General features: G+C 64.4%; 22 protein-coding genes. 15 read left to right on the forward strand and 7 right to left on the reverse strand.

Annotated elements, in window-relative coordinates; translation table 11 throughout:
- Position 1 precedes the first annotated feature (1 nt).
- Genes GGQ99_RS10565 through GGQ99_RS10575 form a run of 3 tightly spaced genes read left to right on the forward strand, consistent with a single transcriptional unit; the run spans position 2 to position 2,120 of the window.
- Positions 2–775 carry a thiazole synthase gene (locus tag GGQ99_RS10565; RefSeq protein WP_183262514.1) on the forward strand — a complete coding sequence of 258 codons (774 nt, stop codon included), beginning with the start codon at positions 2–4 and terminating at the stop codon, positions 773–775.
- On the forward strand, positions 772–1,377 hold the full coding sequence (locus GGQ99_RS10570; RefSeq protein WP_183262515.1) for a thiamine phosphate synthase: 606 nt from the start codon (positions 772–774) through the stop codon (positions 1,375–1,377). The genes GGQ99_RS10565 and GGQ99_RS10570 overlap by 4 nt, the downstream gene beginning before the upstream one ends.
- Positions 1,374–2,120: a hydroxymethylpyrimidine/phosphomethylpyrimidine kinase gene (locus tag GGQ99_RS10575; RefSeq protein WP_210307857.1), complete on the forward strand. Its 747-nt coding sequence runs from the start codon at positions 1,374–1,376 to the stop codon at positions 2,118–2,120. Before GGQ99_RS10570 ends, GGQ99_RS10575 begins: the two co-directional genes overlap by 4 nt.
- A 16-nt stretch (positions 2,121–2,136) precedes the next feature.
- Here GGQ99_RS10575 and fghA read toward each other — a convergent pair whose 3' ends face one another.
- The 6 genes from fghA to GGQ99_RS10605 form a co-directional block, all read right to left on the reverse strand.
- The gene (gene fghA / locus GGQ99_RS10580; protein ID WP_183262517.1) at positions 2,137–2,970 is read right to left on the reverse strand and encodes an S-formylglutathione hydrolase; all 834 of its coding nucleotides are present in this window, start codon (positions 2,968–2,970) and stop codon (positions 2,137–2,139) included.
- A 201-nt stretch (positions 2,971–3,171) separates the two neighbouring features.
- The gene (locus GGQ99_RS10585) at positions 3,172–4,299 is read right to left on the reverse strand and encodes an S-(hydroxymethyl)glutathione dehydrogenase/class III alcohol dehydrogenase (protein ID WP_183262518.1); all 1,128 of its coding nucleotides are present in this window, start codon (positions 4,297–4,299) and stop codon (positions 3,172–3,174) included.
- 59 nt (positions 4,300–4,358) lie between these two features.
- On the reverse strand, positions 4,359–5,006 hold the full coding sequence (locus GGQ99_RS10590) for a glutathione S-transferase family protein (protein ID WP_183262519.1): 648 nt from the start codon (positions 5,004–5,006) through the stop codon (positions 4,359–4,361).
- Positions 5,007–5,016: 10 nt separating this feature from the next.
- Positions 5,017–6,783: a 2Fe-2S iron-sulfur cluster-binding protein gene (locus GGQ99_RS10595; protein WP_183262520.1), complete on the reverse strand. Its 1,767-nt coding sequence runs from the start codon at positions 6,781–6,783 to the stop codon at positions 5,017–5,019.
- 43 nt (positions 6,784–6,826) lie between these two features.
- Positions 6,827–7,732, reverse strand: coding sequence for an aromatic ring-hydroxylating oxygenase subunit alpha (locus GGQ99_RS10600; RefSeq protein ID WP_183262521.1), 906 nt, complete (start codon positions 7,730–7,732; stop codon positions 6,827–6,829).
- Between the two features lie 27 nt (positions 7,733–7,759).
- A complete protein-coding gene (locus GGQ99_RS10605; protein ID WP_108606739.1) occupies positions 7,760–8,626 on the reverse strand; it encodes an aromatic ring-hydroxylating oxygenase subunit alpha in 867 nt (288 codons plus the stop codon).
- A gap of 244 nt (positions 8,627–8,870) precedes the next feature.
- Between GGQ99_RS10605 and GGQ99_RS10610 the strand changes: the two genes are divergently transcribed.
- The 11 genes from GGQ99_RS10610 (at position 8,871) to GGQ99_RS10660 (ending at position 20,592) form a co-directional block, all read left to right on the forward strand.
- Complete coding sequence (locus GGQ99_RS10610) at positions 8,871–9,641, forward strand: GntR family transcriptional regulator (RefSeq protein WP_108606738.1); 771 nt, start codon at positions 8,871–8,873, stop codon at positions 9,639–9,641.
- Between the two features lie 46 nt (positions 9,642–9,687).
- On the forward strand, positions 9,688–10,782 hold the full coding sequence (locus tag GGQ99_RS10615) for a BMP family ABC transporter substrate-binding protein (RefSeq protein WP_183262522.1): 1,095 nt from the start codon (positions 9,688–9,690) through the stop codon (positions 10,780–10,782).
- Positions 10,783–10,869: 87 nt separating this feature from the next.
- On the forward strand, positions 10,870–12,411 hold the full coding sequence (locus GGQ99_RS10620) for an ABC transporter ATP-binding protein (protein ID WP_108606736.1): 1,542 nt from the start codon (positions 10,870–10,872) through the stop codon (positions 12,409–12,411).
- Entirely contained in the window at positions 12,395–13,462 is a 1,068-nt protein-coding gene (locus GGQ99_RS10625; protein WP_108606735.1) for an ABC transporter permease, read from the forward strand. Before GGQ99_RS10620 ends, GGQ99_RS10625 begins: the two co-directional genes overlap by 17 nt.
- Positions 13,462–14,382 carry an ABC transporter permease gene (locus tag GGQ99_RS10630; RefSeq protein WP_108606734.1) on the forward strand — a complete coding sequence of 307 codons (921 nt, stop codon included), beginning with the start codon at positions 13,462–13,464 and terminating at the stop codon, positions 14,380–14,382. Before GGQ99_RS10625 ends, GGQ99_RS10630 begins: the two co-directional genes overlap by 1 nt.
- A 26-nt stretch (positions 14,383–14,408) precedes the next feature.
- On the forward strand, positions 14,409–14,882 hold the full coding sequence (locus GGQ99_RS10635; protein WP_183262523.1) for a hypothetical protein: 474 nt from the start codon (positions 14,409–14,411) through the stop codon (positions 14,880–14,882).
- A 173-nt stretch (positions 14,883–15,055) separates the two neighbouring features.
- A complete protein-coding gene (locus tag GGQ99_RS10640) occupies positions 15,056–15,895 on the forward strand; it encodes a MurR/RpiR family transcriptional regulator (protein WP_210307838.1) in 840 nt (279 codons plus the stop codon).
- Positions 15,896–15,925: 30 nt separating this feature from the next.
- A complete protein-coding gene (locus tag GGQ99_RS10645) occupies positions 15,926–17,035 on the forward strand; it encodes an ABC transporter substrate-binding protein (RefSeq protein ID WP_425486802.1) in 1,110 nt (369 codons plus the stop codon).
- 112 nt (positions 17,036–17,147) lie between these two features.
- Positions 17,148–18,893 carry an ABC transporter permease gene (locus GGQ99_RS10650; protein WP_183262526.1) on the forward strand — a complete coding sequence of 582 codons (1,746 nt, stop codon included), beginning with the start codon at positions 17,148–17,150 and terminating at the stop codon, positions 18,891–18,893.
- Positions 18,890–19,987, forward strand: coding sequence for an ABC transporter ATP-binding protein (locus tag GGQ99_RS10655; protein ID WP_183262527.1), 1,098 nt, complete (start codon positions 18,890–18,892; stop codon positions 19,985–19,987). The genes GGQ99_RS10650 and GGQ99_RS10655 overlap by 4 nt, the downstream gene beginning before the upstream one ends.
- Positions 19,987–20,592, forward strand: coding sequence for a histidine phosphatase family protein (locus GGQ99_RS10660; protein WP_108606729.1), 606 nt, complete (start codon positions 19,987–19,989; stop codon positions 20,590–20,592). Before GGQ99_RS10655 ends, GGQ99_RS10660 begins: the two co-directional genes overlap by 1 nt.
- A gap of 394 nt (positions 20,593–20,986) precedes the next feature.
- On the opposite strand, the gene GGQ99_RS10665 is transcribed toward GGQ99_RS10660, so the two are convergent.
- Complete coding sequence (locus GGQ99_RS10665; RefSeq protein ID WP_108606728.1) at positions 20,987–21,382, reverse strand: c-type cytochrome; 396 nt, start codon at positions 21,380–21,382, stop codon at positions 20,987–20,989.
- Positions 21,383–21,647: 265 nt separating this feature from the next.
- Here GGQ99_RS10665 and GGQ99_RS10670 point away from each other — a divergent pair, with 265 nt between their 5' ends.
- Entirely contained in the window at positions 21,648–22,487 is an 840-nt protein-coding gene (locus GGQ99_RS10670) for a DUF2189 domain-containing protein (RefSeq protein WP_108606727.1), read from the forward strand.
- The last annotated feature ends 62 nt before the right edge of the window (positions 22,488–22,549 follow it).

Below are 22,549 nucleotides of genomic sequence, written 5' to 3' on the forward strand. Positions count from 1 at the left end.
CATGCTCGAACTCTACGGACAACAGGTGTCCTCCCGCCTTCTCCTCGGCACCGCGCTTTACCCCTCACCCGCCATCATGGCCGAGGCAATCAAGGCGTCGGGCGTCGACATCGTCACCGTCTCGCTGCGCCGCGAGACCTCGGGCGGCAAGGCGGGCGGGCAGTTCTGGTCGCTGATCCAGTCGCTCGGCGTGCACGTGCTGCCCAACACTGCCGGCTGCCATTCGGTCAAGGAGGCCGTGACGACGGCAAGGATGGCGCGTGAGGTCTTTGCAACGAACTGGATCAAGCTCGAGGTCATCGGCAATCACGACACGCTTCAGCCCGACGTGTTCGGGCTGGTCGAGGCAGCAAAGATCCTGTCCGCTGAAGGCTTCGAGGTCTTTCCCTACACGACCGACGATCTGGTCGTCGCCGAACGCCTGCTCGACGCCGGTTGCAAGGTGTTGATGCCATGGTGCGCGCCGATCGGGTCCGCGCGGGGGCCTCAAAATCTTGACGCATTGCGCAGCCTGCGTGGCCATTTCCCCGGCGTGCCGTTGATCGTCGACGCCGGCATCGGCCGCCCGTCGCATGCGGCCACCGTCATGGAACTCGGCTACGACGCCGTACTGCTCAACACCGCCGTTGCCAAGGCAGGCGATCCGGTCGCCATGGCCGCGGCCTTCGGCAAGGCGGTCGAGGCCGGACGGCAAGCATTCCTCGCCGGCCCGCTCGAACCGCGCGACATGGCCGTCCCCTCCACCCCCGTCATCGGCATGGCAGCGTTTTCATGAAGCTCGACCCGTTCTACCTCATTCTGGATTGCGCCGCCTGGATCGAGCGTCTTGTGCCATTGGGCGTGAAGCTGGTGCAGCTGCGCATCAAGGACATGGACGACGCCAGCCTGCGCCGCGAAATCCGTGCGGCGAAGGCCATCTGCGAACGCCATGGCTGCCAGCTCGTCGTCAACGACTACTGGCGCCTCGCCATCGACGAAGGCTGCAACTTCGTCCATCTCGGCCAGGAGGACCTCGCCGAGGCCGACGTGGCAGCGATCCGCCGCGCCGGCATGAAGCTCGGCCTCAGCACCCACGACGACACCGAACTCGACACGGCCCTTGCGGCCGGACCCGACTATGTCGCGCTCGGACCCGTCTATCCGACCATCCTCAAGGCGATGAAGTGGGCGCCGCAGGGGCTCGACCGCATCTCCGAATGGAAGCGGCGTGTCGGTGCCACACTGCTCGTCGCCATCGGTGGACTGAACATCGAGCGCATCCCGGGCGTCTTCGCCCAAGGCGCCGATGTTGCAGCCGTCGTCACCGACATCACCCTGAATGCCGATCCCGAAGCGCGCACGCGCGAGTGGCTGGCGGCAACGGCTGAGTGGCGATGACCCCGCATGTGCTCATCGTCGCCGGGTCCGATTCGAGCGGCGGCGCCGGCGTCGTCCGCGACATCGAGACGGTATCGGCCTTCGGCCTGCGCAGTTGCGTTGCGGTCACGGCCGTGACGGTCCAAACCCATGACGCTGTCGAACGGATCGAGCATAGTGCACCCGACCTCGTTGCCGCCCAGATGCGCGCGGCATTTGCCGCCAACCCGGTCAAGGCGGTGAAGATCGGCATGCTCGGCAGCGCCCCGATCATAGAGACGGTCTCATCGGTACTGGCAAGCAGCCTGCCGGTCCCCGTCGTGCTCGACCCCGTCCTCGCCTCGACCTCGGGCCGTCAGTTGCTCGACGACGACGCGGTCGAAACGCTCAAGCGCAAGCTGTTTTCGCTTTGCACGCTGATCACGCCCAACCTGCCTGAGCTGGCGCTGTTGACCGGCCTGCCGCTCGCCGCCGGCGAAGGCGACATCATCTGGCAAGCCGCCAAGATGTTCGATGCAGGCGCGCCCGCCATTCTGGTCAAGGGCGGGCACGCATCGGGAGCAACGTCGACGGACCTGCTGCTCCTGCCCGGCCGCGAGCCCATCCGGTTCGACGCGTCGCGTATCCCGGTCGTAATGCGCGGCACCGGCTGCATGCTCGCAAGCGCGATAGCTGCGCATCTGGCCCAGCACGAAACGCTGGAGATCAGCGTCGGCAAGGCGAAGCGCCATGTCTTCGCCAAGCTGCTTGCTTCAAAGCCCTGACAGCGACTTTCGCCGCTCAGCCCAGACGGGCAGCATGCCACCGCAAATGGTCGTCCATGAAGGTGGAGATGAAGTTGTAGGAATGGTCGTAGCCTTCCTGCATGCGCAGGGTGAGCCCGATGCCAGCCTTCTTGCAGGCCTCTTCAAGCAGCCACGGCCGCAAGCCCTCCTGCAGGAAACCGTCGGCCGAACCCTGATCGACCAGGAACTCGGAAAAGCGCTTGCCGTCCTCGATCAGCAGCGTCGTGTCATAGGCGCGCCAGGCAGCTTCGTCTGAGCCGAGATACTTCTCCAGCGCCGGCTTCGACCAGCCCGCCGTCGAAGGCTGTGCGATCGGCGCGAAAGCCGAGCAGCTCTTGAAGCGCTCGGGGTGCTTCAGGGCGATGGTCAGCGCGCCGTGGCCGCCCATCGAGTGGCCGAAAATCGCCTGGCGTGACATGTCGGCCGGGAAGTTCGCCGCAATCAGCGCCGGCAGTTCTTCGGTGACGTAGGAGTACATGCGATAGTTTTTCGCAAAGGGCTCCTGCGTCGCATCGACATAGAAGCCGGCGCCGGAACCGAACTGCCAGTTGTCCTTTTCGTCGGCCACGCCTTCGCCGCGCGGGCTGGTATCGGGGCAGACGATGATCAGGCCGAGTTCGGCGGCCAGGCGGCGGTACTCGCCCTTGTCCATGACATTGGCGTGCGTGCAGGTGAGACCCGAGAGATACCACAGCACCGGCACCGGACCATCCTTGGCCTGCGGCGGTACGAACACGGCAAAGGTCATGTCGCAGGCGCAGGCCTCGGAGGCGTGCGAATAGACGCCCTGGACACCGCCATGCGACTTCGAGGTGGAAACGGTCTTCATCTGCTTTGCCTTCTCGTCAAACAATTCCGCCCGGCATACCCTCGGCGGACGGGGGCTGCAACGCTCAAAAAGATGCCGGCGGCGCGGCCGAGAGGTCGTGGAACCCTCGAACGCACCGCCGGCCGACGCCTGGCTTGGGGAACATGCGGGCAAGCTGGGAGGCTTTAAAGACCCGCAACAAGCCCAGGCGCGGTTCCGTTTTTAGTAAACCACGACGCTTCGGATGCTCTCGCCGGCATGCATCAGGTCAAAACCCTTGTTGATGTCCTCGAGCTTCAGCGTATGCGTGATCATCGGGTCGATCTGGATCTTGCCCTCCATGTACCACTCGACGATCTTCGGCACGTCGGTGCGGCCGCGCGCGCCGCCGAAGGCGGTGCCCTTCCAGGTCCGGCCGGTGACCAGCTGGAACGGACGCGTCGATATCTCCTGGCCGGCACCGGCGACGCCGATGACGATCGATTCGCCCCAGCCGCGATGGCTGGCCTCGAGCGCCTGGCGCATCACCTTGACGTTGCCGGTGCAGTCGAAGGTGTAGTCGGCGCCGCCGATCTGGTCAGCACCGCGCTTGGTCATGTTGACGAGGTAAGGAACGATGTCGCCCTCGACCTCCTTCGGATTGACGAAATGCGTCATGCCGAACTTTTCGCCCCAGGCCTTGCGCTCATTGTTGAGGTCGACGCCGATGATCATGTCGGCACCCGCCAGGCGCAGACCCTGCAGCACGTTGAGGCCGATGCCGCCGAGGCCAAAGACGATGGCCGTTGCGCCGATCTCGACCTTGGCGGTGTTGATGACCGCACCGATGCCGGTCGTCACGCCGCAGCCGATGTAGCAGATCTTGTCGAAGGGCGCGTCGGGGTTGACCTTGGCCAGCGCGATCTCGGGCAGTACGGTGAAGTTCGAAAACGTCGAGCAGCCCATGTAGTGGAAGATCTTGTCCTTGCCGATCGAAAAGCGCGACGAACCGTCCGGCATCAGGCCCTGGCCTTGCGTCGAGCGGATCGCGGTGCACAGATTGGTTTTCCGCGACAGGCAGGACGGGCACGAGCGGCATTCGGGCGTGTAGAGCGGGATGACGTGATCGCCCTTCTTGAGCGAGGTCACACCCTTGCCGACGTCGACGACGACGCCCGCACCCTCATGGCCGAGGATCGCCGGGAAGATGCCTTCCGGATCGGCGCCCGACAGCGTGAATTCGTCGGTGTGGCAGATGCCGGTCGCCTTGATCTCGACCAGCACCTCGCCCTCGCGCGGGCCTTCGAGGTCGACCTCCATGATCTCGAGCGGCTTTCCGGCTCCGACGGCGACTGCGGCGCGGGTTTTCATGTCTTTCTCTCCCAACAACAAGTAGGCGCCGGGCATTTCGTCCGGCGGATTATCGAACTTTAGGCAGCCTTGGCCGGCCCTGCGGGGAACACGCCCGACATGACGCTGAAACCCTTGAGGCGCTTGACGCGGTCGCACCAGCGGCGGATCGCCGGATAGTCCTGTCTGGGGATGCCGCCCTCTTCCGACAGCATGATGTAGGGGAAGCACGCGATGTCGGCGATGGTCGGCTGGGATGCCGAGCAGATCCAGTTGCGCCCTTCCTGCTCGCCGAACCACAGATGTTCGTCGAGGATGCGGAACAGCCGATGCGCGCCCGCGCGGGCCGCCTCGACGTCGAAGTCGTAGAACAGCGCGTCATGCAGCCGCGCCGCGGACGCGGTGCCGGTGATGCCGTCGGCAAAGGCCAACCACTGGCTGATTTCGCCGAGCAGCGCCGGGTTGTCGCGTGGATACCAGGTGCCTGACGCATCGTATTTCGAGGCGAGGTAGACCAGGATCGCCTGGGCATCGCGCAGCACCAGCCCGTCGTCGTCGATGACAGGAAGCTGGCCCAGCGGATTGATCTTCAGGAACCAGTCCGACTTGTGCTCGCGGCCGGGATAGAAGTCGACGGGAACGGTCTTCCATTCGACACCGAGCATGCCCATCAGCAGGCGCAGCTTGTAGCAGTTGCCCGACAGTTCGTAGTCATAGAGCGTGATCATCGGAGAACTCCTAGAGGTCGAGTACAAGCCGCGCCGACTTGGCACGCGACACGCAGGTCATGATCTTGGTGCCGGACTTGCGCTCGGCATCGTTGAGGTAGACGTCCTGGTGGTCGGGCTCGCCTTCGATGACGGTGGCCAGGCAGGTGCCGCAGGCGCCCTGCTCGCAGGACGACGGCATGTCGATGCCGGCGTCGCGCATCACCTCGAGGATCGTCTTGCCGGCAGGCACCGTCAGCGTCATGCAGGAGCGCGCCAGTGCGACCTCGAAGCTGGTGCTGTCGTCGATGACATTGGTGTTCTTGAAGTATTCGAAATGCACCGCCGTCTCCGGCCAACCCATCTCGGCAGCGATATGGCGTGCCGCCTCGAGCATCGGTCCGGGGCCGCAAAGATAGACATGCTTGTCCGGGCCGTAGCCGCTGAGGATCTCGCGCAGCATGGCGCCCGTCTGGTCGGGCGAAAGACCTAGATGCGGCTTCAGCGAGGCGCCGAGCGTGCTCGTCTTCTCGGGGAAGGCCAGCTGTGCCTCGTTCTGCGCGAAATAGTGCAGCTCGTGCGCAAGGCTCTGGTTTTTGAGTGCCTGGGCCATTGCCAGCAGCGGCGTGATACCGATGCCGCCGGCGATAAACAGCGTCTGGACCGCGTCGCGGCGCAGCGGGAAATTGTTGCGCGGCTCGGAGATCGCCAACACGTCACCTTCACGCACCGTCTCATGCAGGCAGGTCGAACCGCCCTTCGAGTCGCGCTCGAGCTTGACGCCGATGACATAGCTGTCGCTCTCGCCCGGGCCGTTGGTGATCGAATATTGCCGGATCAGGCCGTTCGGCAGGTGCACGTCGATATGCGCGCCGGGCTGGAAGGTCGGCAGCAGGCCCTTGATCGGCCGGAGCTCGAAGCCGGCGATACCGTCGGCGGCCGGCCACTTCCGCGCCACCTGGACTCGGATCGTCGCCTTGCGGCCGTGCTTGGTTTCCTCCGGCATCTCCGCCAGTTCCGGCGAGACGCGTTCGATCACCGGCTCCAGTGGTGCCGGCGCGGGCTTGTGCGCAGCCTCGGCCTCGACCGCGACGCGCAGTGCGGAGAGAAGTTCGTTGTGGTGGCGCAGCACGGCGAGACGGGCGGCACCTTCGACCTTGCCGTCGAGCACGCCGCGGATCACCGAGCGGTTGGAATCGACCGGCTGGACAAAGAACGCGGCGAGCGTCGCAGCACCACCTTCGACCGCGCGCAACGCGACGGTGAAATCGTTTGAAGCCTCGACGGCGACTTTTGCGTCCTTGCCGTCAAGGGCTGCGTTCGGCTGGAAGCGATAACCCTTGAGCCTGGCTGCCACGACGTCGGCCGGCGCGTTGACCGGGATGCCGCGCAGGGCGAGCAACTCGCCTTCGGCCAGGCCCGGAATTTCCGGAACCTCGCCTTGCGGCTCCTCCGCCGACCAGACCAGGCCGTAGCGTTCCACCGCCGCAAAGGTGCGGTTGGTGATGGTGCGGGCCGGCGCATCGGCCGGATGAGCGGGAATATAGGTGCAGCCGGCCGTGCGGTTCGAATAGCGCCAGCCGTGGTACTGGCACTTCAGCTCGCGGCCGTCATTGATGCCGATCGACAGGCGCACGCCGCGATGCAGGCAACGGTTCTCCCAGATATTGACGTAGCCATCGTCGGCGCGCCAGACGGCGAACTCGCGGCCGAGCAACTGGCCGTGGAAGACGTGGCGCAATGGCAGGTCGTAACCCGCGGCGATGGGATGCCATCTGGTCTTGGCTAGGTCGAGCATATGTTCCTCGCTGATATCTTGTCGGTTGGCGCCTTGAGGGCGCTCAGGTGGCGGCGGGGATGACCCCGTAGGTCACGCCCTTCTGGCTCAGCCACCGGCGGTAGGCGATGGCCGACTTGTCGGCACGGATCGGTGTTTCGGCACGCGGATCGAGCGGCAGCCGCTTCGGGAACTGATTTTCCAGGATCGGCTTGTCCTGTCCGAAGATCGTCTGCTGGAAACGCTTGATCACCTTGTCTTCATTGTCCTCGTCCAGCACGCACAGCATCATGTGGGCGCGGACATGCTCCTGGTCGACCGGTTGCAGGAACACGGCAATCACGTCGAGACGGCTCTCATCCAGGGGGCTCGATTTGTAGAGCACCGAGCAATAAGGATGCGGCACACGGTAGATGTAGTCGACATCGGCGCCGCCGTCGGAGGCCGTCGATGCCATCGGCTGGAAGAAGCGGCAGCGTGTGGCCAGGATCTCGTCGCGGTCGACCGAGATTTCGACGTCATACTCCTTCACCTCCGTATGCGGTTCGGCGCCGAGGATGTCGGTGTGGACATAGGGGAAATGGCCCATGTCGAGGAAATTCTCGATGGCTCGCGGCGCCGAGACATTGACCCCCAGCGTCGCGGCATTGAGCCTGCGCCGGTCGGCCTCGGCATATTCGGGGATCGGGAAGATATCGGCCGGCGGGTTGCCCAGTGAGGTCCAGACATAACCGTAGGCGATCTTGACCGGCAACGTGCCGCCGAGCGCGGCGATGTCGACGGGATTGTCCGCTGCAATTTCCGGACGCGAGCGCCACACGGCTGCCTTGCCGGCGCTGTCGGCGGCGAGGCTGAGCCGCTCTTCGAGCAGGACGGTGTCGACGACCACGCCCACCGGCAGTTCCGAAACGGCCGCGAGCGGGTGCCAAAGGTCGAGGATCACCTGATCCGTGCATCTCGTCTGGGTCATATGAGGTTCCTTCCTAAGGGCGCGGGTTCACATCCGCGCCGGTATCGCACCGTAGGTGACAGACTTGTCGCGCAGCCAGCGCCGGTAAAGGACGGCGACGGCATCCGCACGGATCGGAGTTTCAGCGCGCGGGTCGAGCGGCAGGCGCCTCGGCACCTGGTTTTCGAGGATCGGCTTGTCCTGCGCGAAGATCAACTGCATGAAGTTTCGGATTCCAGCCTGGTCGACGCCGTCCTTGAGGTAGCAGAGGAAGGGGTGAGCGACGCAATTGTCCTCGTCCACGGGCTGGACGAACAGGGTGATGACGTCGAGCCGGGCCTTGTGCACCGGGTTGCTCTTGTAGAGCGCCACTGTATAGGGCCGTATCACCTTGTAGACGTAGTCGACGATGAAGCCCTCCTTGGCCGTCGGCGAGGCGACAGGCTGGTAGAACTTGCATTCGGTCGCAACCAGTTCGTCGGCGGCCGTCAGTTCGACCTTGTAGGGTGCAACTTCCGTATGCGGCTCGTCGCCCAGCCAGCCCGTATGGACAAACGGAAAATGCCCCATGTCGAGAAAATTTTCGACCGCCCGAAGGCCCGAAACCTTGACCGCGATCGACCCGCCGGTGACCAGGTAACGGTCGCCCTCCTCCGCCTCCGGCACGAACACGATATCGCGCTCCGGTGTGCCAAGGCAGGCCCAGAGAAAGCCGTAGCGCTTGGTCGAATTGACAAGCGCACCGGTATCGTTGCGGACCACTTCCTTGTTGTAGCGGCCACGGCAATGGATGGTGATGTCGACGCCGAGAAGGCGGGTCTGGAACGGCTCGGCGGCCGACAGGTTCGTGAGGTCGGCGACCACATGCCAATCGTTGAGAAGAACTCTGTCGCTACAAAGGGCAGCTATGCTCATCGCACCCTCCCTGGCTAGCACTTCCCCATGAACCTAGCTCTTTTATGGCATTATTGGAAACACAAGATTGGATATCAATCAATGGAAATTTGCATTGCCATGTGAGAAAGTTGGTTGACAGGCGGAAAGGATTGACTACCGATATGGGAAACGTAACTCGGGATATGCGGCACATCAGGTGCAGCCAACGCCGGTGCGTGACCGCTGAGCAAGCCAAAGTGCGCAGGTGGGGGAGGAAGGTGCCATGAGCAGTCGCTCGCAGGCCATTGCCGACATACTGACGCGGGCGATCATCGATCACCGGCTGGTGCCCGGCTGCAAGCTCGGCGAACGCGAGCTGGCCGAGATTTTCGACGTCAGCCGTATCGTCGTCCGCCAGTCGCTGATCCGGCTGACCGATGACGGGCTCGCCCAGATCGAGCGCAACCGCGGCGCCTTCGTTGCCCGCCCGAGCATGCAGGAAGCGCTGGAAATCTACGACGCGCTGACGCTGGTCGAGCAGGGCGTCGCCGCCCAGCTCAGCGATCGCCTCGGGCCTGCCGGATGGGCCGAACTGCGCCAGCATGTCGAGCGCCAGCGCCAGGCGGTGGCTTCCGGCAACGACGCGCTCGCCGACGTGCTCGGCCAGGAATTCCACACCGTCTTCGTCCGCCTCAGCCGCAACAGGGTGATGCAGGAGATCCATGCCCAGCTGGTGCGCCGCACGACGCTGCTGCGTTCGCTGATCACCGCCGATTTCGACTATTGCAACCTGCTCGACGACCACGCCCGCGTCATCGACCTGCTCGAAAAGGGCCGGCTCAAGCCGGCGATGGAACTGATCGACGCGCATCACCGCTCCGTCGTGCGCGGCTACATCATGGACCGGCAGGTGTTTCCGGAACTGTCGCCGCGCGAGGCGCTGGAGCCGTATCTCGACGGCAAGGCCGGCGAAGCGCCGAAGCCTGCACCACGAAAAAAGACGGGAGATAACGGTGGAGCGGGGGCGCACGCCCACGTCCACGCCGCTAAATAGACCCGGCACGAAGCCGGGCGCCGACTACCAACAGAGGGTTACCACCATGATCAATCTCACCAGACGAAAATTCCTGCAATATTCCGGCGCTGCCGGCGCAGCTATCGGCACCGGCGGCTGGGCTGGCCTCGCCAGCGCCCAGGAGCCGCTCAAGGTCGGCGTTGTCTACGTCTCGCCGATTGCCGACATCGGCTGGACCAAGCAGCACAGCCTGGGCGTCGACGCCATCAAGGCGGAATTCGGCGACAAGGTCGCGCTCACGGTCATCGACAACATCTTCATGCCGCAGGACGCCGAGCGCGTGTTCCGCGAACTCGCTGCCTCCGGCAACCAGCTGATCTTCGGCACCTCGTTCTCGCACGGCACGCCGATGCAGAAGGTGGCGCCGCGCTTCCCGAAGGTCGCCTTCGAGCATTGCTCGGGCATCGTCCACCTCGCCAATCTCGGCACCTTCGAGGCCAAGTATTACGAAGGCACCTTCGTTGCCGGTGCCGCCGGCGCGCATATGAGCAAGTCGGGCAAGATCGGCTTCATCGGCGGCTTCCCTATCCCCGACATCGTCGGCCCGGCCAATGCGTTGCTGCTCGGCGCCCAGAGCGTCAATCCCGACATCACCTGCAATGCCATCTTCCTCAATTCCTGGTTCGATCCGGGCAAGGAAAAGGAAGCGGCCAACACACTGATCTCGCAAGGCTGCGACGTCATTTGCTCGATGACCGATACCGCAACCGGCGTGCAGGTAGCGGGCGAAGGCGGCGCATGGTCGATCGGCTACGCCAGCGACATGGCCAAGTTCGGCTCGGGCAAGCAACTCACGGCCTTCACGCTCGACTGGTCGAGCGACTATGTCGGCGCCGCCAGGGGTGTGGCTGCCGGCACCTGGAAGCCGGAAGCACGTTGGGACGGCCTTGCCGGTGGTGTGGTCAAGATGGCGCCCTACAACGAAGCCATCCCTGCCGACGTCATCGCCAAGCTCAAGCAGCTCGAGGCCGACATCGGCTCGGGCAAGGTCCATCCCTATGCCGGCGAACTGAAGGACCAGGACGGCAACGTCAAGGTCGCGGCCGGCAGCGTGCTGGCCGATGCCGACATCCGTGGCATGAACTGGTTCGTCAAGGGAATGATCGGCAAGCTCGGCTGATTTCCGCCCCACGCTAGCAAGTCCACCGGAGCGCAGGCTCCGGTGGCTATGGCTGCGCATCGTCCAACCCATATGGCAGGACCGGCTATGCCCCCACGCCTCGAATTGCGCAACATCACCAAAAGCTATCCCGGCATCGTTGCAAATGACGACATCTCGATGTCGATCATGCCGGGCGAAATCCACGCCGTGCTCGGTGAAAACGGCGCCGGCAAATCGACATTGATGAAGATCATCTACGGCGCGGCCCAGGCCGATTCCGGCGAGATCTACTGCGACGGCAAACCCATCGCCGCACACACGCCCGCCACCTCGCGGGCACTCGGCATCGAGATGGTGTACCAGCACTTCGCCCTGTTCGAATCCGTCACCGTGGTCGAAAACATCGCACTCGCCGTATCCAACACCTTCGACCTCGATGCCCTTGCCCGCCAGATCACCGAGCTGTCGAACCGCTACGGCATGCCGATCGACCCCCACCGGCGGGTGCACGACCTCTCGGTCGGCGAGCGCCAGCGCGTCGAAATCGTACGCTGCCTGCTGCAGGCCCCGAAGCTTCTGATCCTCGACGAGCCGACCTCGGTGCTGACGCCACAGGCGGTGGTCAAGCTGTTCGAGACCCTGCGCCAGCTCGCCAGCGAAGGTTGCTCGATCGTCTATATCAGCCACAAGCTCGACGAGGTGCAGGAGCTTTGCGACACGGCGACCGTGCTGCGCAACGGCAAGGTCACCGGCACCGCGCGGCCCAAGCAAAGCACGTCGCTCGAACTCGCCCGAATGATGGTCGGTGCGGAGCTGCCCGAAATGCATGTCAGCCCGTCGGTGCCGAGCGAAAAGCCGGTGCTCGAGGTGCGCGGACTCACCGCCCCTGCCCGCGACAAATATGGCGTCGAACTCAAAAACGTCTCCTTCGAGGTGCGCGGCGGCGAGATCGTCGGGCTTGCCGGTGTGTCCGGCAACGGCCAGGCCGAACTGATCTCGCTGCTCAGTGGCGAGCGCACCCACGGCAATGCCCTTTCGATCCAGATCGACGGCAGGGCTGCGGCCCATCTCAACGCCAGCGAACGGCGCAAGCTAGGCATGGCGTTCGTGCCGGAAGAGCGGCTCGGCCGCGGCGCCGTGCCCCCGCATGCGCTGTGGCAAAATGCGGTCCTGACCGCCCATCGCACCGGTCTGGTCCGAAACGGCCTCGTCGACCGCAAGGGAGCAAACAGCTTCGCCGCGAAGATCATCGAGCGCTTCAAGGTCAAGGCCAACGGGCCGCAGGCGAGTGCCCAAAGCCTGTCAGGCGGCAACCTGCAGAAATTCATCGTCGGCCGCGAAATCGCGCTGCAGCCGAAACTGTTCCTGGTCGCCCAGCCGACCTGGGGCGTCGATGTCGGTGCAGCCGCCTTCATCCGCCAGACGCTCGTCGATCTCAGCCGGTCGGGCGCGGCCGTGCTGGTGATCTCGGAGGAACTCGACGAGTTGTTCGAGATTTGCGATCGCCTGCTCGTCATCTGCCAGGGACAGGTTTCGCCGCCGCTGATCAGGACAAAAACCAACCGCGAGGAGATCGGCCTGTTGATGACCAAGGTCGACCGCGGCAACGGCACCAACGGGAGAGGCGAAGTTGCGGTACAGGATTGAACAAAGACCGGAACCATCCGCCAGGATGCGGGTGGCGGCGCCGGTCATCGCGACCGTGCTTACGCTTGTCGTCGGCTCGCTGTTATTTGCCACGCTCGGCTATGACCCGCTGGTGACGCTGCAGGCCTTCTTCATCGCCCCGCTCAACTCGTTGAACGGGCTTTCCGAGTGGCTGCTCAAGGCATCGCCGCTGATCCTCATCGCCTGCGGTCTGGCCGTCGGCTTTCGCGCCAATGTCTGGAACATCGGCGCCGAGGGACAACTGATCGTCGGGGCGATCGCCGCTTGCGGCGTCGGCCTGTTCTATCCCAACCCCGAGAGTCCCATCCTGCTGCCGTTGATGTTCCTGGCTGGCGCCTGTGGCGGCATGGCCTGGGCCGCCATCCCTGCCTTCCTCAGGGCGCGGATGAACACCAACGAGATCCTGGTCACCCTGATGCTGACCTATATCGCCACGCTTCTGCTGTCGTGGCTGGTGCATGGGCCGTGGCGCGATCCGGCAGGCTTCAACTATCCGCAGACGGCGCTTCTGTCGGCTGCCGCGATGTTCGAGCCCTTCGACTATGCCTACCGTCTCAACGCCTCGGTCTTCATCACCGTGGTCGCTGTGTTCCTGATGTGGCTGTTCACCGACCGCAGCTTCCTCGGCTACAAGATGTCGGTCAGCGGCGCGGCCCCCCTGGCGGCACGTTATGCCGGCTTCCGCGAATCCTCGGCCGTCTGGATCGGCCTGCTTGCCGGCGGTGCTGCCGCCGGCGTCGCGGGCATGGCGGAGGTGGCCGGGCCGCTCGGACAGTTGTCGCCGCAGATCTCGCCCGGCTACGGCTTCGCCGCGATCATCGTCGCCTTCATCGGCCGCCTCAATGCCTTCGGCATCGTGCTCGGCGGGCTATTGATGTCGCTGCTGTTCCTCGGTGGCGAGGCAGTGCAGATGAACCTTGGCCTGTCCGCAGCATTGACGCGAATCTTCCAGGGCATATTGCTGTTCTTCCTGCTCGCCGCCGACTTCTTCATCTTCTATCGACTTCGCCGCATTCCGGAGCACGCCTGATGGACCTGTTCATTGCCATCTTCACCGGTACCATCATTGCCGCCACGCCACTGATCTTTGCCGCCCTCGGTGAGCTCGTCGTCGAAAAGTCCGGCGTACTCAACCTCGGTATCGAAGGCATGATGCTGATCGGTGCCGCCTTCGCCTTCTGGGCGGTCATTGCCGGCTTGCCCATGCCGGTGGCGATCATCGCCGGCGCGCTCGGCGGGGCCGCCGCCTCGCTCCTGTTCGGCGTGCTGGCGCTGACCTTTCTCACCAACCAGTATGCGGCGGGGCTGGCCCTTGCCATCTTCGGCTCCGGCGTCTCCGCCTTCCTCGGACGCAACTTCGGCTCGGCCCCGATCGATGCGCTCGACCGCATGAGCATCCCGTTCCTGTCGGACATTCCCGTCGTCGGGCCGATGTTCTTCCGCTTCGACCCGATGGTCTATTTCGCCATTGTCATGTTCTTTGTCATCAGCTGGTTCCTCTACCGCACCAAAGGCGGCCTGATCCTGCGCACCATCGGCGAGTCGCCCGAGACCGCGCACGCCATCGGCTATCCGGTGATCAGGATCCGCTATCTCGCCGTGCTGTTCGGCGGGCTGATGGCCGGGCTTGCCGGGGCCTATCTGTCGGTCGCCTATACCCCGCTCTGGGTCGAGAACATGACCGCCGGCAAGGGCTGGATCTCGCTGGCGCTGGTGGTCTTCGCCACATGGCGGCCGTTGCGCGTGCTGCTCGGCGCCTGGCTGTTCGGCGGCATGACAATCCTGCAGCTCCAGGGCCAGGCGCTGGGCATCGCCGTTCCCTCCGAACTGCTCTCGGCCCTGCCCTATCTCGCGACGATCGTCGTGCTCGTGATCATCTCGCAGAACCGGCAGATGCTCGCACTGCATTTCCCGGCATCGCTGGCGAAGCCGTTCCGTCCGGCGACGTGAGCCGCCGGCAAGTAGAGAAGCAAAACATGATCACTGCCGAAAACCCGTTCCCCAACGACCCAGACCGCGCCGCGATCTGGGAGATGCTGGTGCGCCGCGACATCACCGCCTTTGTCGGCCAGGACTGGGCGATGGTGTCGGGCGATTTCGACGAACACCGTTTCCTCGGCGTCCATGCCCACAACTCGGCCAATCCCGACGACTGGCATGCAGCCTTCCCGACGCTATCGGTCTATCGCGACGAGTGGCTGCGCCAGGCGGCGGAGACGGCTGCCACCGCCTATGCCGAGCCGCTGGCCGACGGCATCTTCCGCGCCACGCGCCTGGCCGAAATCGACATCACGGGCGACGTCGCCGTTGCCCGCAAGAAGTTCGACGGCACCATCCGCCGCGCCGATGGCAGCGACGACCGCCTGAACTGGCAGACACTCTATTTCTGCCGCAAGGCTGGCGATCGCTGGAAGATCACCGGTTTCGTCGGCTATATGAAATACAGGTGAGCCACTTCGAGCGCTGCTAATCGTCCTATCTGCTCCCAATAAGGCGCCCCTTCGGGCGCCTTTTCTTTTCCCTGCCCATCGGCCTGCAAGATAGAAAGGTCAATCTTGCACACGTTTGCACTTGACTGCAAGATGCCTTGCATCATAAGAGTCGAGTGCAATATGGATGCAAGATGATGACTCTGCTGGATCGCATCAAAAGCCATTCGACCCGCCTCACCGAGGCCGACCAGCGACTCGTCTCAGCCCTGCTCGACAACGCCGCCGAAGCTGCCTTCCTGTCGAGCGCCCGGCTTGCCGAACGCGCCAGCGTGCATGAGGCGGCGACCACCCGGCTGGCCCAGAAACTCGGCTTCAAGGGCTATCCCGAACTGCGCTCGCAATTGCAGCGCGAACTGGTCGAGAGCCAGGATGCCGCCGAGCGCATGCGCCGCTCCGTCGCCAAGGTCGAGCATGGCGACTTCCTGCTCGACCTGATCGGGACCGAGATCGCGGCCCTCGAACACCTTCGCCTTGCCGTCACCCAGGACAGCATCAACCGCGCCGCCGACATGATCGTCGAGGCCAAGCGCATCTTCCTGTTCGGCCAGGGCCATGCCCAGTCGATCACCCAGTTCCTGCGCCGAAGGCTCGACCGCTTCGGCATGACCCCGATCGTGCTCGAGGGCCGCGGCCGCGACATCGCCGAGCGTGTCGTCGGCATGCGCGAGGGCGACCTCGTGCTCGCGCTCGCCTTCCGCAAGCAGCCGACCAGCTACGCTCCACTTGTCGAGCACTGTCATGCGCAAGGCGCCAAGGCCATGCTGGTCACCGACCTCGCCGGCACCATGATGCAGCCCCAGGCCGACCTTGTGCTGGCGGCACCCCGTGGCCGCTCGGGCAGCGAGTTCCAGACGCCGACGGTGCCGTTCGCCATCGTCAACGCCATCCTTCTGACCATTGCCGGCCGCCACCAGCCCCGCGTCATGGGCGCGCTGGAACGGCTGTCGGGTCTGTTCGACGAATTCGATTGAGAAACCTGGGAGGGAAATATGCTCAAGTCGATGAAATGGGCGCTGTTTGCAGCAGCCGCCATACTGCCACTGGCAGCGAGCGCTGCCGAGCTCGACACCATGAGCACGGCCGAGCTGCTGCCGCTCGCGCAGAAGGAAGGCAAGGTCACTGTCTTCTCGCTGTCGAGCCGCATCGCCAAGGTCGAGAAGGCCTTTGAGGAAGCCTATCCCGGCATCGACCTCGTCGGCGTCGACATGAGTTCGGTCAAGCAGATCGCCCGTGTCGTCGCCGAGCAAACCGCCGGCGTCAACGCCGTCGACGTGCTCTACATCGCCGACACGCCTGTCGTGTACGAGGATCTGGTGAAAACCAATCGCATCGTGCCCTACATCCCGCCGCGCGTCGCCGGCGAACTCGCCGAGGAACACAAGACTCCGCTGCTGACCCAGCGCCTGTCGACCAAGGTGCTGATGTACAACGAGGCGGCCAACCCGAATGGCGCGCCGGTCAACAATGTCTGGCAACTGACCACGCCGGAATGGAAGGGCCGCGTCCTGATGGTCGACCCCATGCAGCGCGGCGAATTGCTTGACCTCCTCGTCGAGTTCTCGCTGCGGCCCGACGACATGGCCAAGGCCTACGAGGCGCAGTTCGGCAAGCCGATCGCCGTCGACAGCGACCTCCAGGGTGCCGGCGAGCAGTTCATCCGCGACCTATTCGCCAACGACCTCGTGCTGGTGCCCAACAGCGACGCTATCAACAAGGCCATCGGCGACAAGACGACGGCCAATCCGCCGGTCGGCTTCGCCACCTATTCCGATCGCCGCGACAACGAAAAGGAAGGCTGGGCGTTGCAGGTTGCCAACGACGTCGCGCCCTCCAATGGCATTCTGTTCCCAGCAGTCCTTGCGCTGGTCGACAAGGCACCGAGCCCGGCTGCGGCTCGGTTGCTGATCGACTTCATGATGGGCGACGACTCGGCCACTGGCGGACCGGCCTTCGAGCCCTTCAACGTGCCGGGCGACTATGCCGTGCGACCGTCGGTGAAAGACAGCCCGGATTCAGTGCCGCTCAAGGACCTCAAGGCCTGGCGCATCGATCCCGTGAAGACTGCCGCCGCCCGCAAGCGCATCGCCGACCTGGTGCTGACGCTGCAATGACTGCGGCCGGACCGGCGCCTTGGGGGAGGCGCCGGTCCGTTCCCTTTGCCTTGCTGCCCGCGTCGCCACGGTCCGGTTGCCCCCGCGCTTCAATTCCGCGAGAAAGAATGTCATGTCCGCCGTTGCAACATCCGTGTTGTCCCGGAGAGGCTTTTTGCGCTCCGAAACGCTCGTACCCGTCGTCCTGATCCTGGTCGTCGGCGTCCTGGTCATCGCGCCGCTGGTCAAGATCGTCCTGTCGACGCTGACCGTTGAAGGCCTCGATGCCTGGCAGGCCGTGCTTGCCAGCAAGATGTCCGAGAACCTGTGGTGGCGTCCGCTCTGGAACACCGTGCTGCTCGGCATCGGCGTCGCCGCAGGATGCGTCCTGATGGGCGGCTTCCTTGCCTGGCTGGTTGTGCTGACCGACGTTCCCGCACCGAAGACGCTCGGCCTGCTCGCCACCCTGCCCTTCATGATCCCGAGCTTTGCCGCAGCCCTTGCCTGGGGCGCGCTGTTTCGCAACAGCCGGCTTGGCGGTTCGGTCGGCTTCTTCGAGGCCAACGGCTACATCGTGCCCGACTGGCTCGCTTGGGGCCTGCTGCCGACCCTGATCGTGCTGATCGCGCATTATTATTCGCTGGCCTTCACCGTCATTTCGGCGGCGCTGAGCTCTGTCGGCGCCGATCTCGTCGAAGCGGCACAAGTCGCCGGCGCCAAGCGTTCACGCATCTTCTTCGGCATCATCCTGCCGGTCGTCACCCCCGCGCTCGTCGCCGCAGCCTCGCTCACCTTCGCCGGCGCGGTCTCCAACTTCGCCGCCCCGGCCCTGCTCGGTCTGCCGGTCAGGATGCAAACTCTGTCGACGCGCCTGTTCGGCATGATCGAGACCGGCCAGACCGAACGCGGCTTCGTCATCGCACTGCTGCTGATCATCGTGTCGGCGTCCTTCCTGTGGCTCGGCGAGCGCCTGGTCGCCGGCCGCAAGAGCTATGTCACCGTCACCGGCAAGGGCGGGCGCACCAAGCGCTTCCCGCTCGGCAAATGGCGCTGGCCGCTGTTCTGCGTCGCCGTGCTGATGTGCGCACTGACGACCTTCCTGCCGGCAGTCATCCTCACCGCCTCGAGTTTCGCGCTGCAGAACGGCTCGCTCTTCTCCAACTGGACGACGCATTTCTGGATCGGCGAAGGCGGCACCGACATGGCGCAGGGCCAGGCCGGCATCTTCCGCAACCCCGTACTGATCGAGGCTTTGTGGATGACGCTGAAGCTTGCCGTTACCGTGGCATTCACCACCATGGCGCTTGGCCTGGCGCTGGCCCACACCATCGCCCGCAACAAGGGTTCGGTGCTCGCCACCGTCCTCGGCCAGGTGTCGTTCACCCCGATCCTGATCCCGAGCATCGCCTTTGCCGCCGCCTACATCGCACTGTTCGGCGCACCCATCGGCCCGCTGCCTTCCCTCTACGGCACCTTCCTGCTTCTGGTGCTGGCAGCTTCGGCGCATCTGCTGCCCTACGCCGTGCAGTCGGGCCGCTCGGTGCTTGGCCAGATCTCGGCCGACATCGAAGAGAGTGCCCGGCTGACCGGCGCCGGCTTCTTCCGCCGCATGGGCGCCATCATCATGCCGCTCGCCATCCGCGGCCTGCTCGCGGGTGCGCTGCTTGTGTTCGTCAAGATCGTCCGCGACCTGTCGCTGGTGGTGCTGCTGTTCACCTCGACCTCGCCGGTCCTCAGCATGCTCGCCTACCGCTACGCCGCCGAAGGCTTCATGCAGTTCGCCAACGCCATCACCATGGTCATCCTCGTCCTCTGCGTCGTCGCCACGCTTCTGGCGCACCGCCTGCAGAACCGCGTCCAGAAGTGGAAATCCGCATGACCTCGCAACACGGCACATCCGTCCCGGCGATCGCGATCCGCAACGTCACCAAGCGTTTCGGCAACTTCACCGCCGTCGACAATGTCGACATCTCGGTGCCGCAGGGATCGTTCCTGGTGCTAGTCGGCCCGTCCGGCTGCGGCAAGTCGACCTTGCTGCGCATGCTGGCCGGGCTGGAAACGCCGAGCGAAGGCGAATTCGCCTTCATGGGCCGCACCGTTTCCGACGGCACGCGCGGCCTCGTCGCCGATGCGGGCGCCCGCGATGCCGGCCTGGTGTTCCAGAGCTACGCGTTGTGGCCGCACATGACGGTCGCCGGCAACATCGAATGGCCGCTCAAGGTGGCGAAATGGAGCAAGGCCGACCGCACCGCCCGCGCCGACGAAGTGCTCGGCCTTCTCGGCATCTCCGCCCTGAAGGAGCGCTACCCCGCCGAAATCTCCGGCGGCCAGCAGCAGCGCGTGGCGATCGCCCGCACCATCGGCCCCAAGCCGAGCATCCTGTTGTTCGACGAGCCGCTGTCCAATCTCGACGCCAAGCTGCGCATCGAGATGCGCAGCGAACTGATGCGCATCCACCGGGCCACCGGGGCAACCTCTGTCTATGTCACCCACGACCAGGTCGAGGCGATGACGATGGCGAGCCATGTCGCCGTGCTGAACAACGGTCGCGTCGAGCAGTTCGGCGTGCCGCTCGACCTGCTGGAAAACCCGCGCACCACTTTCGTCGCCACCTTCCTCGGCACGCCGCCAGCCAATCTGATCGAAGTAACAAGAAGCGGCGACGGACTCGTCTACGATGGCTTGCGGCTGGCCGATGCCAGGCGGGCCGAAACGCAAGACGGGGTGCAGCTTCTCTATCCCGCCCACGGCCTGATGGTCGGCGACGTGCCGGGACGGCCGGCGATCACGGCGCGCTTCGAGGAGGCGGCGCCGATCGCCGGGCGCACCATGGTGACGGCCTTCTCCGGCGGCAAGCGGCTGACCGCAATGGCCGACGGCTACTTCCGCGCCGCGAGCGGCGACACGATACGCCTCAGCTTCCTGGGGGAGCCGAGTGCGGTTTTTGCAATGACTGGTGAAAGGATCGACTGATGAGATTGATAATGGTGCGCCATGGCGAGACCACCTGGAATGCCGAACACAGGCTCCAGGGCCACGACAACGCGCCGCTGTCTCCACGGGGCATCAGGCAGGTCCAGCGTTTCATCGATTTCGCAAAGGCCATGGAGCCCGACCATGTCGTCGTCTCCGATCTTGGCCGCACGCGCCAGACGGCCAGCCTGCTCGGCTATGGCGATGCCCCGCTCGACCCGCGCCTGCGCGAGATCGACATGGGCACCTGGACCGGCCGCGTCAAGCACGAGCTCGAAGCGGAGCGTCCGCACGAATATCTGGCCTGGCGCGCCGGCACCTTCACGCCCGAGCGCGGCGAGCCTTGGGCCGATTTCTGTGCCCGCATCGTCGACGGGTTGAGGGACTGCCTGAGGAAATGCAACGGCGACACGCTTGCCATCGTCCATGGCGGCGTCATCCGTGCGGCCTGCCATGCCTTCCTGGGGCTTCCGCCCTCGCGTGTGGTTCCGGTGACGCCGGGTACCGCGACGATCCTGAGCTTCGATGCCGCCGACGCGCCGACCGCGCGGCTCGAGGCCTACAACATCGCAGCCGTCACGCCCGATTTCGATGCGCCGGATTGAGGTGTCTTGCTAGACGCCGACGGCTGCATTGCGGCTGAGCGCGTACCGATCGGAAATCAGGGAAGCTCGCGGCGAAAGGAAAATGTCGCGGCTTCCGAGGGTCCCCCAAGAAGCCGCAGTTTCCCCCCTCACAGAGGCACTAATAGCTAGATTATTTAAAACGCTGGCCTGCAATACAGAGCTTGCTCAAAATGCTGTGCCGCCAATTGCAATGTTTCGTCCGACATACGTTATGAGTTGTTAGACGTTTGGTGCACCGAAGCTACCAACACCATTCCAAATTTTGCAGCATCCCCCGTTTGGAGTATGCCGCCCAAAAAATAGGCATTATTTGCAGCTCCGCCGCTGCAGCGACGAGCCGCCGTGATACCAGCACAGGCAACCGACCTGGCTGCTACTTCGAGGATTCCTCGATATAGGCGATCACATTGGCGATGTCGGCATCGTCCTTGAGACCGGGAAAGGCCATCTTGTTGCCGGGCACCTTTTCCTTCGGCGCCTTCATGTAGGCGGCGATGTTGGTCTCGTCCCAGACGAGACCGCCGGCGCCGGCCTGCTTCATGGCATCGGAGTATTTGGCTTCGAAACTGGCGAGCGTGCCTGCAGTACGGCCAACCACGCCGTGCAGGGAGGGGCCTATCTTGTTCTTGTCGACCGCCAGGTCATGGCAGGCCATGCATTTGCTGAACACCTTCTTGCCGGCGGCTGCATCGCCTGCCGCATGGACCGGATTGTTGACTAGAACCGAAGCTGCAAGAAGGGCGGATGCGCCCCATGCCGTCAGTCTCATGGCTATCTCCTAAGTCAGGTCGGCGCTCCACGTCGACGCGAGCGATACTATCCCCGGCTGTGGTAACGCGCCATGCTCCATTGCGTTGCAGCTTCTGGAGCCAGCAGGACCGCGAAATCGGAGGCGTGGTGCGGCAGGGGCGACAAGGGCCGCGATGATTGCTATCATCGTCCACGGTGCAGGTCGCGGTTCGCGTGACCAGTCACGCTGGACGGCAGCACCACAAGCCGCGACCGAACCGGGCCCGATCTCGGAGGAATGGTTAATGGCAAGTTTCCATGTCTACGCAGCAGGAACCGGCAGCAACGTCGAACACCCCGCCATACGCCGGATAGGGGTTTCGGATGTATTTGACGCGCTTCGCCGCGGATTTGAAGACTTTTGGGACAAACCTTCACACTACGTCTTTTTATGTCTGATCTATCCGGTGGTCGGCGTGTTCCTCATTACATGGACCTCCGGCGGCAACGCTCTTCAGCTCATCTACCCGCTGATGACGGGCTTCGCCCTGCTCGGCCCGTTCGCCGCGATCGGCCTCTACGAGATCAGCCGCCGGCGCGAACAGAATCTGGATACCTCCTGGTGGCATGCGCTCGACGTCCGGAATTCGCCCGCCATGCCGGCGATTGCCGTGCTCGGCATCATGCTGATGGCGTTGTTCATTGCCTGGTTGTTCACCGCGCAGGCCTTGTTTTCATGGCTGTACGGCGACAGTGCTCCAGCGACCTTCTCCGGTTTCGCCAGCGACGTGCTGACCACCCAGCGCGGCTGGACGCTGATCATCCTCGGCAACGTCATCGGCTTCGCCTTCGCCCTCGTCGCGTTGAGCACGACGGTCATCGCCTTCCCGGTGCTGCTCGATCGTGACATCGGTGCTTATGCCGCCGTCGAGACCTCGGCGCGCGCGATCATGGCCAACCCGATACCGATGCTGCTCTGGGGCCTGATCGTCGCTGTCGGTCTGGTCATCGGCACGCTGCCGCTGCTCGTCGGACTGGCAGTGGTTCTGCCCGTGCTCGGCCATTCGACCTGGCATCTCTACCGCAAGGTGATTGAAGCCGCGCCGGTACCGGCGCCGGTCAACACCGCAGGCAAGCGGGCCTGACCAACTCATCGCCGGTGGCGCCCAGCCGCCGGCGCATTTTCTCTCTCGAAAAAACTTCGCCC

The organism is Aminobacter niigataensis (assembly GCF_014200015.1).
Classification (GTDB): Bacteria; Pseudomonadota; Alphaproteobacteria; order Rhizobiales; family Rhizobiaceae; genus Aminobacter; species Aminobacter niigataensis.

Coding starts and splice junctions, on each gene's coding strand:
- GGQ99_RS10645 (WP_425486802.1), top strand. CDS start 15,926: ATGAAATGGGCGCTGTTTGCAGCAGCCGCCATACTGCCACTGGCAGCG.
- GGQ99_RS10590 (WP_183262519.1), bottom strand. CDS start 5,006: ATGATCACGCTCTATGACTACGAACTGTCGGGCAACTGCTACAAGCTG.
- GGQ99_RS10605 (WP_108606739.1), bottom strand. CDS start 8,626: ATGAGCATAGCTGCCCTTTGTAGCGACAGAGTTCTTCTCAACGATTGG.
- GGQ99_RS10640 (WP_210307838.1), top strand. CDS start 15,056: ATGATGACTCTGCTGGATCGCATCAAAAGCCATTCGACCCGCCTCACC.
- GGQ99_RS10670 (WP_108606727.1), top strand. CDS start 21,648: ATGGCAAGTTTCCATGTCTACGCAGCAGGAACCGGCAGCAACGTCGAA.
- GGQ99_RS10660 (WP_108606729.1), top strand. CDS start 19,987: ATGAGATTGATAATGGTGCGCCATGGCGAGACCACCTGGAATGCCGAA.
- GGQ99_RS10595 (WP_183262520.1), bottom strand. CDS start 6,783: ATGCTCGACCTAGCCAAGACCAGATGGCATCCCATCGCCGCGGGTTAC.
- GGQ99_RS10655 (WP_183262527.1), top strand. CDS start 18,890: ATGACCTCGCAACACGGCACATCCGTCCCGGCGATCGCGATCCGCAAC.
- GGQ99_RS10600 (WP_183262521.1), bottom strand. CDS start 7,732: ATGACCCAGACGAGATGCACGGATCAGGTGATCCTCGACCTTTGGCAC.
- GGQ99_RS10615 (WP_183262522.1), top strand. CDS start 9,688: ATGATCAATCTCACCAGACGAAAATTCCTGCAATATTCCGGCGCTGCC.
- GGQ99_RS10610 (WP_108606738.1), top strand. CDS start 8,871: ATGAGCAGTCGCTCGCAGGCCATTGCCGACATACTGACGCGGGCGATC.
- GGQ99_RS10570 (WP_183262515.1), top strand. CDS start 772: ATGAAGCTCGACCCGTTCTACCTCATTCTGGATTGCGCCGCCTGGATC.
- GGQ99_RS10665 (WP_108606728.1), bottom strand. CDS start 21,382: ATGAGACTGACGGCATGGGGCGCATCCGCCCTTCTTGCAGCTTCGGTT.
- fghA (WP_183262517.1), bottom strand. CDS start 2,970: ATGAAGACCGTTTCCACCTCGAAGTCGCATGGCGGTGTCCAGGGCGTC.
- GGQ99_RS10585 (WP_183262518.1), bottom strand. CDS start 4,299: ATGAAAACCCGCGCCGCAGTCGCCGTCGGAGCCGGAAAGCCGCTCGAG.
- GGQ99_RS10650 (WP_183262526.1), top strand. CDS start 17,148: ATGTCCGCCGTTGCAACATCCGTGTTGTCCCGGAGAGGCTTTTTGCGC.
- GGQ99_RS10635 (WP_183262523.1), top strand. CDS start 14,409: ATGATCACTGCCGAAAACCCGTTCCCCAACGACCCAGACCGCGCCGCG.
- GGQ99_RS10565 (WP_183262514.1), top strand. CDS start 2: ATGCTCGAACTCTACGGACAACAGGTGTCCTCCCGCCTTCTCCTCGGC.
- GGQ99_RS10620 (WP_108606736.1), top strand. CDS start 10,870: ATGCCCCCACGCCTCGAATTGCGCAACATCACCAAAAGCTATCCCGGC.
- GGQ99_RS10630 (WP_108606734.1), top strand. CDS start 13,462: ATGGACCTGTTCATTGCCATCTTCACCGGTACCATCATTGCCGCCACG.
- GGQ99_RS10575 (WP_210307857.1), top strand. CDS start 1,374: ATGACCCCGCATGTGCTCATCGTCGCCGGGTCCGATTCGAGCGGCGGC.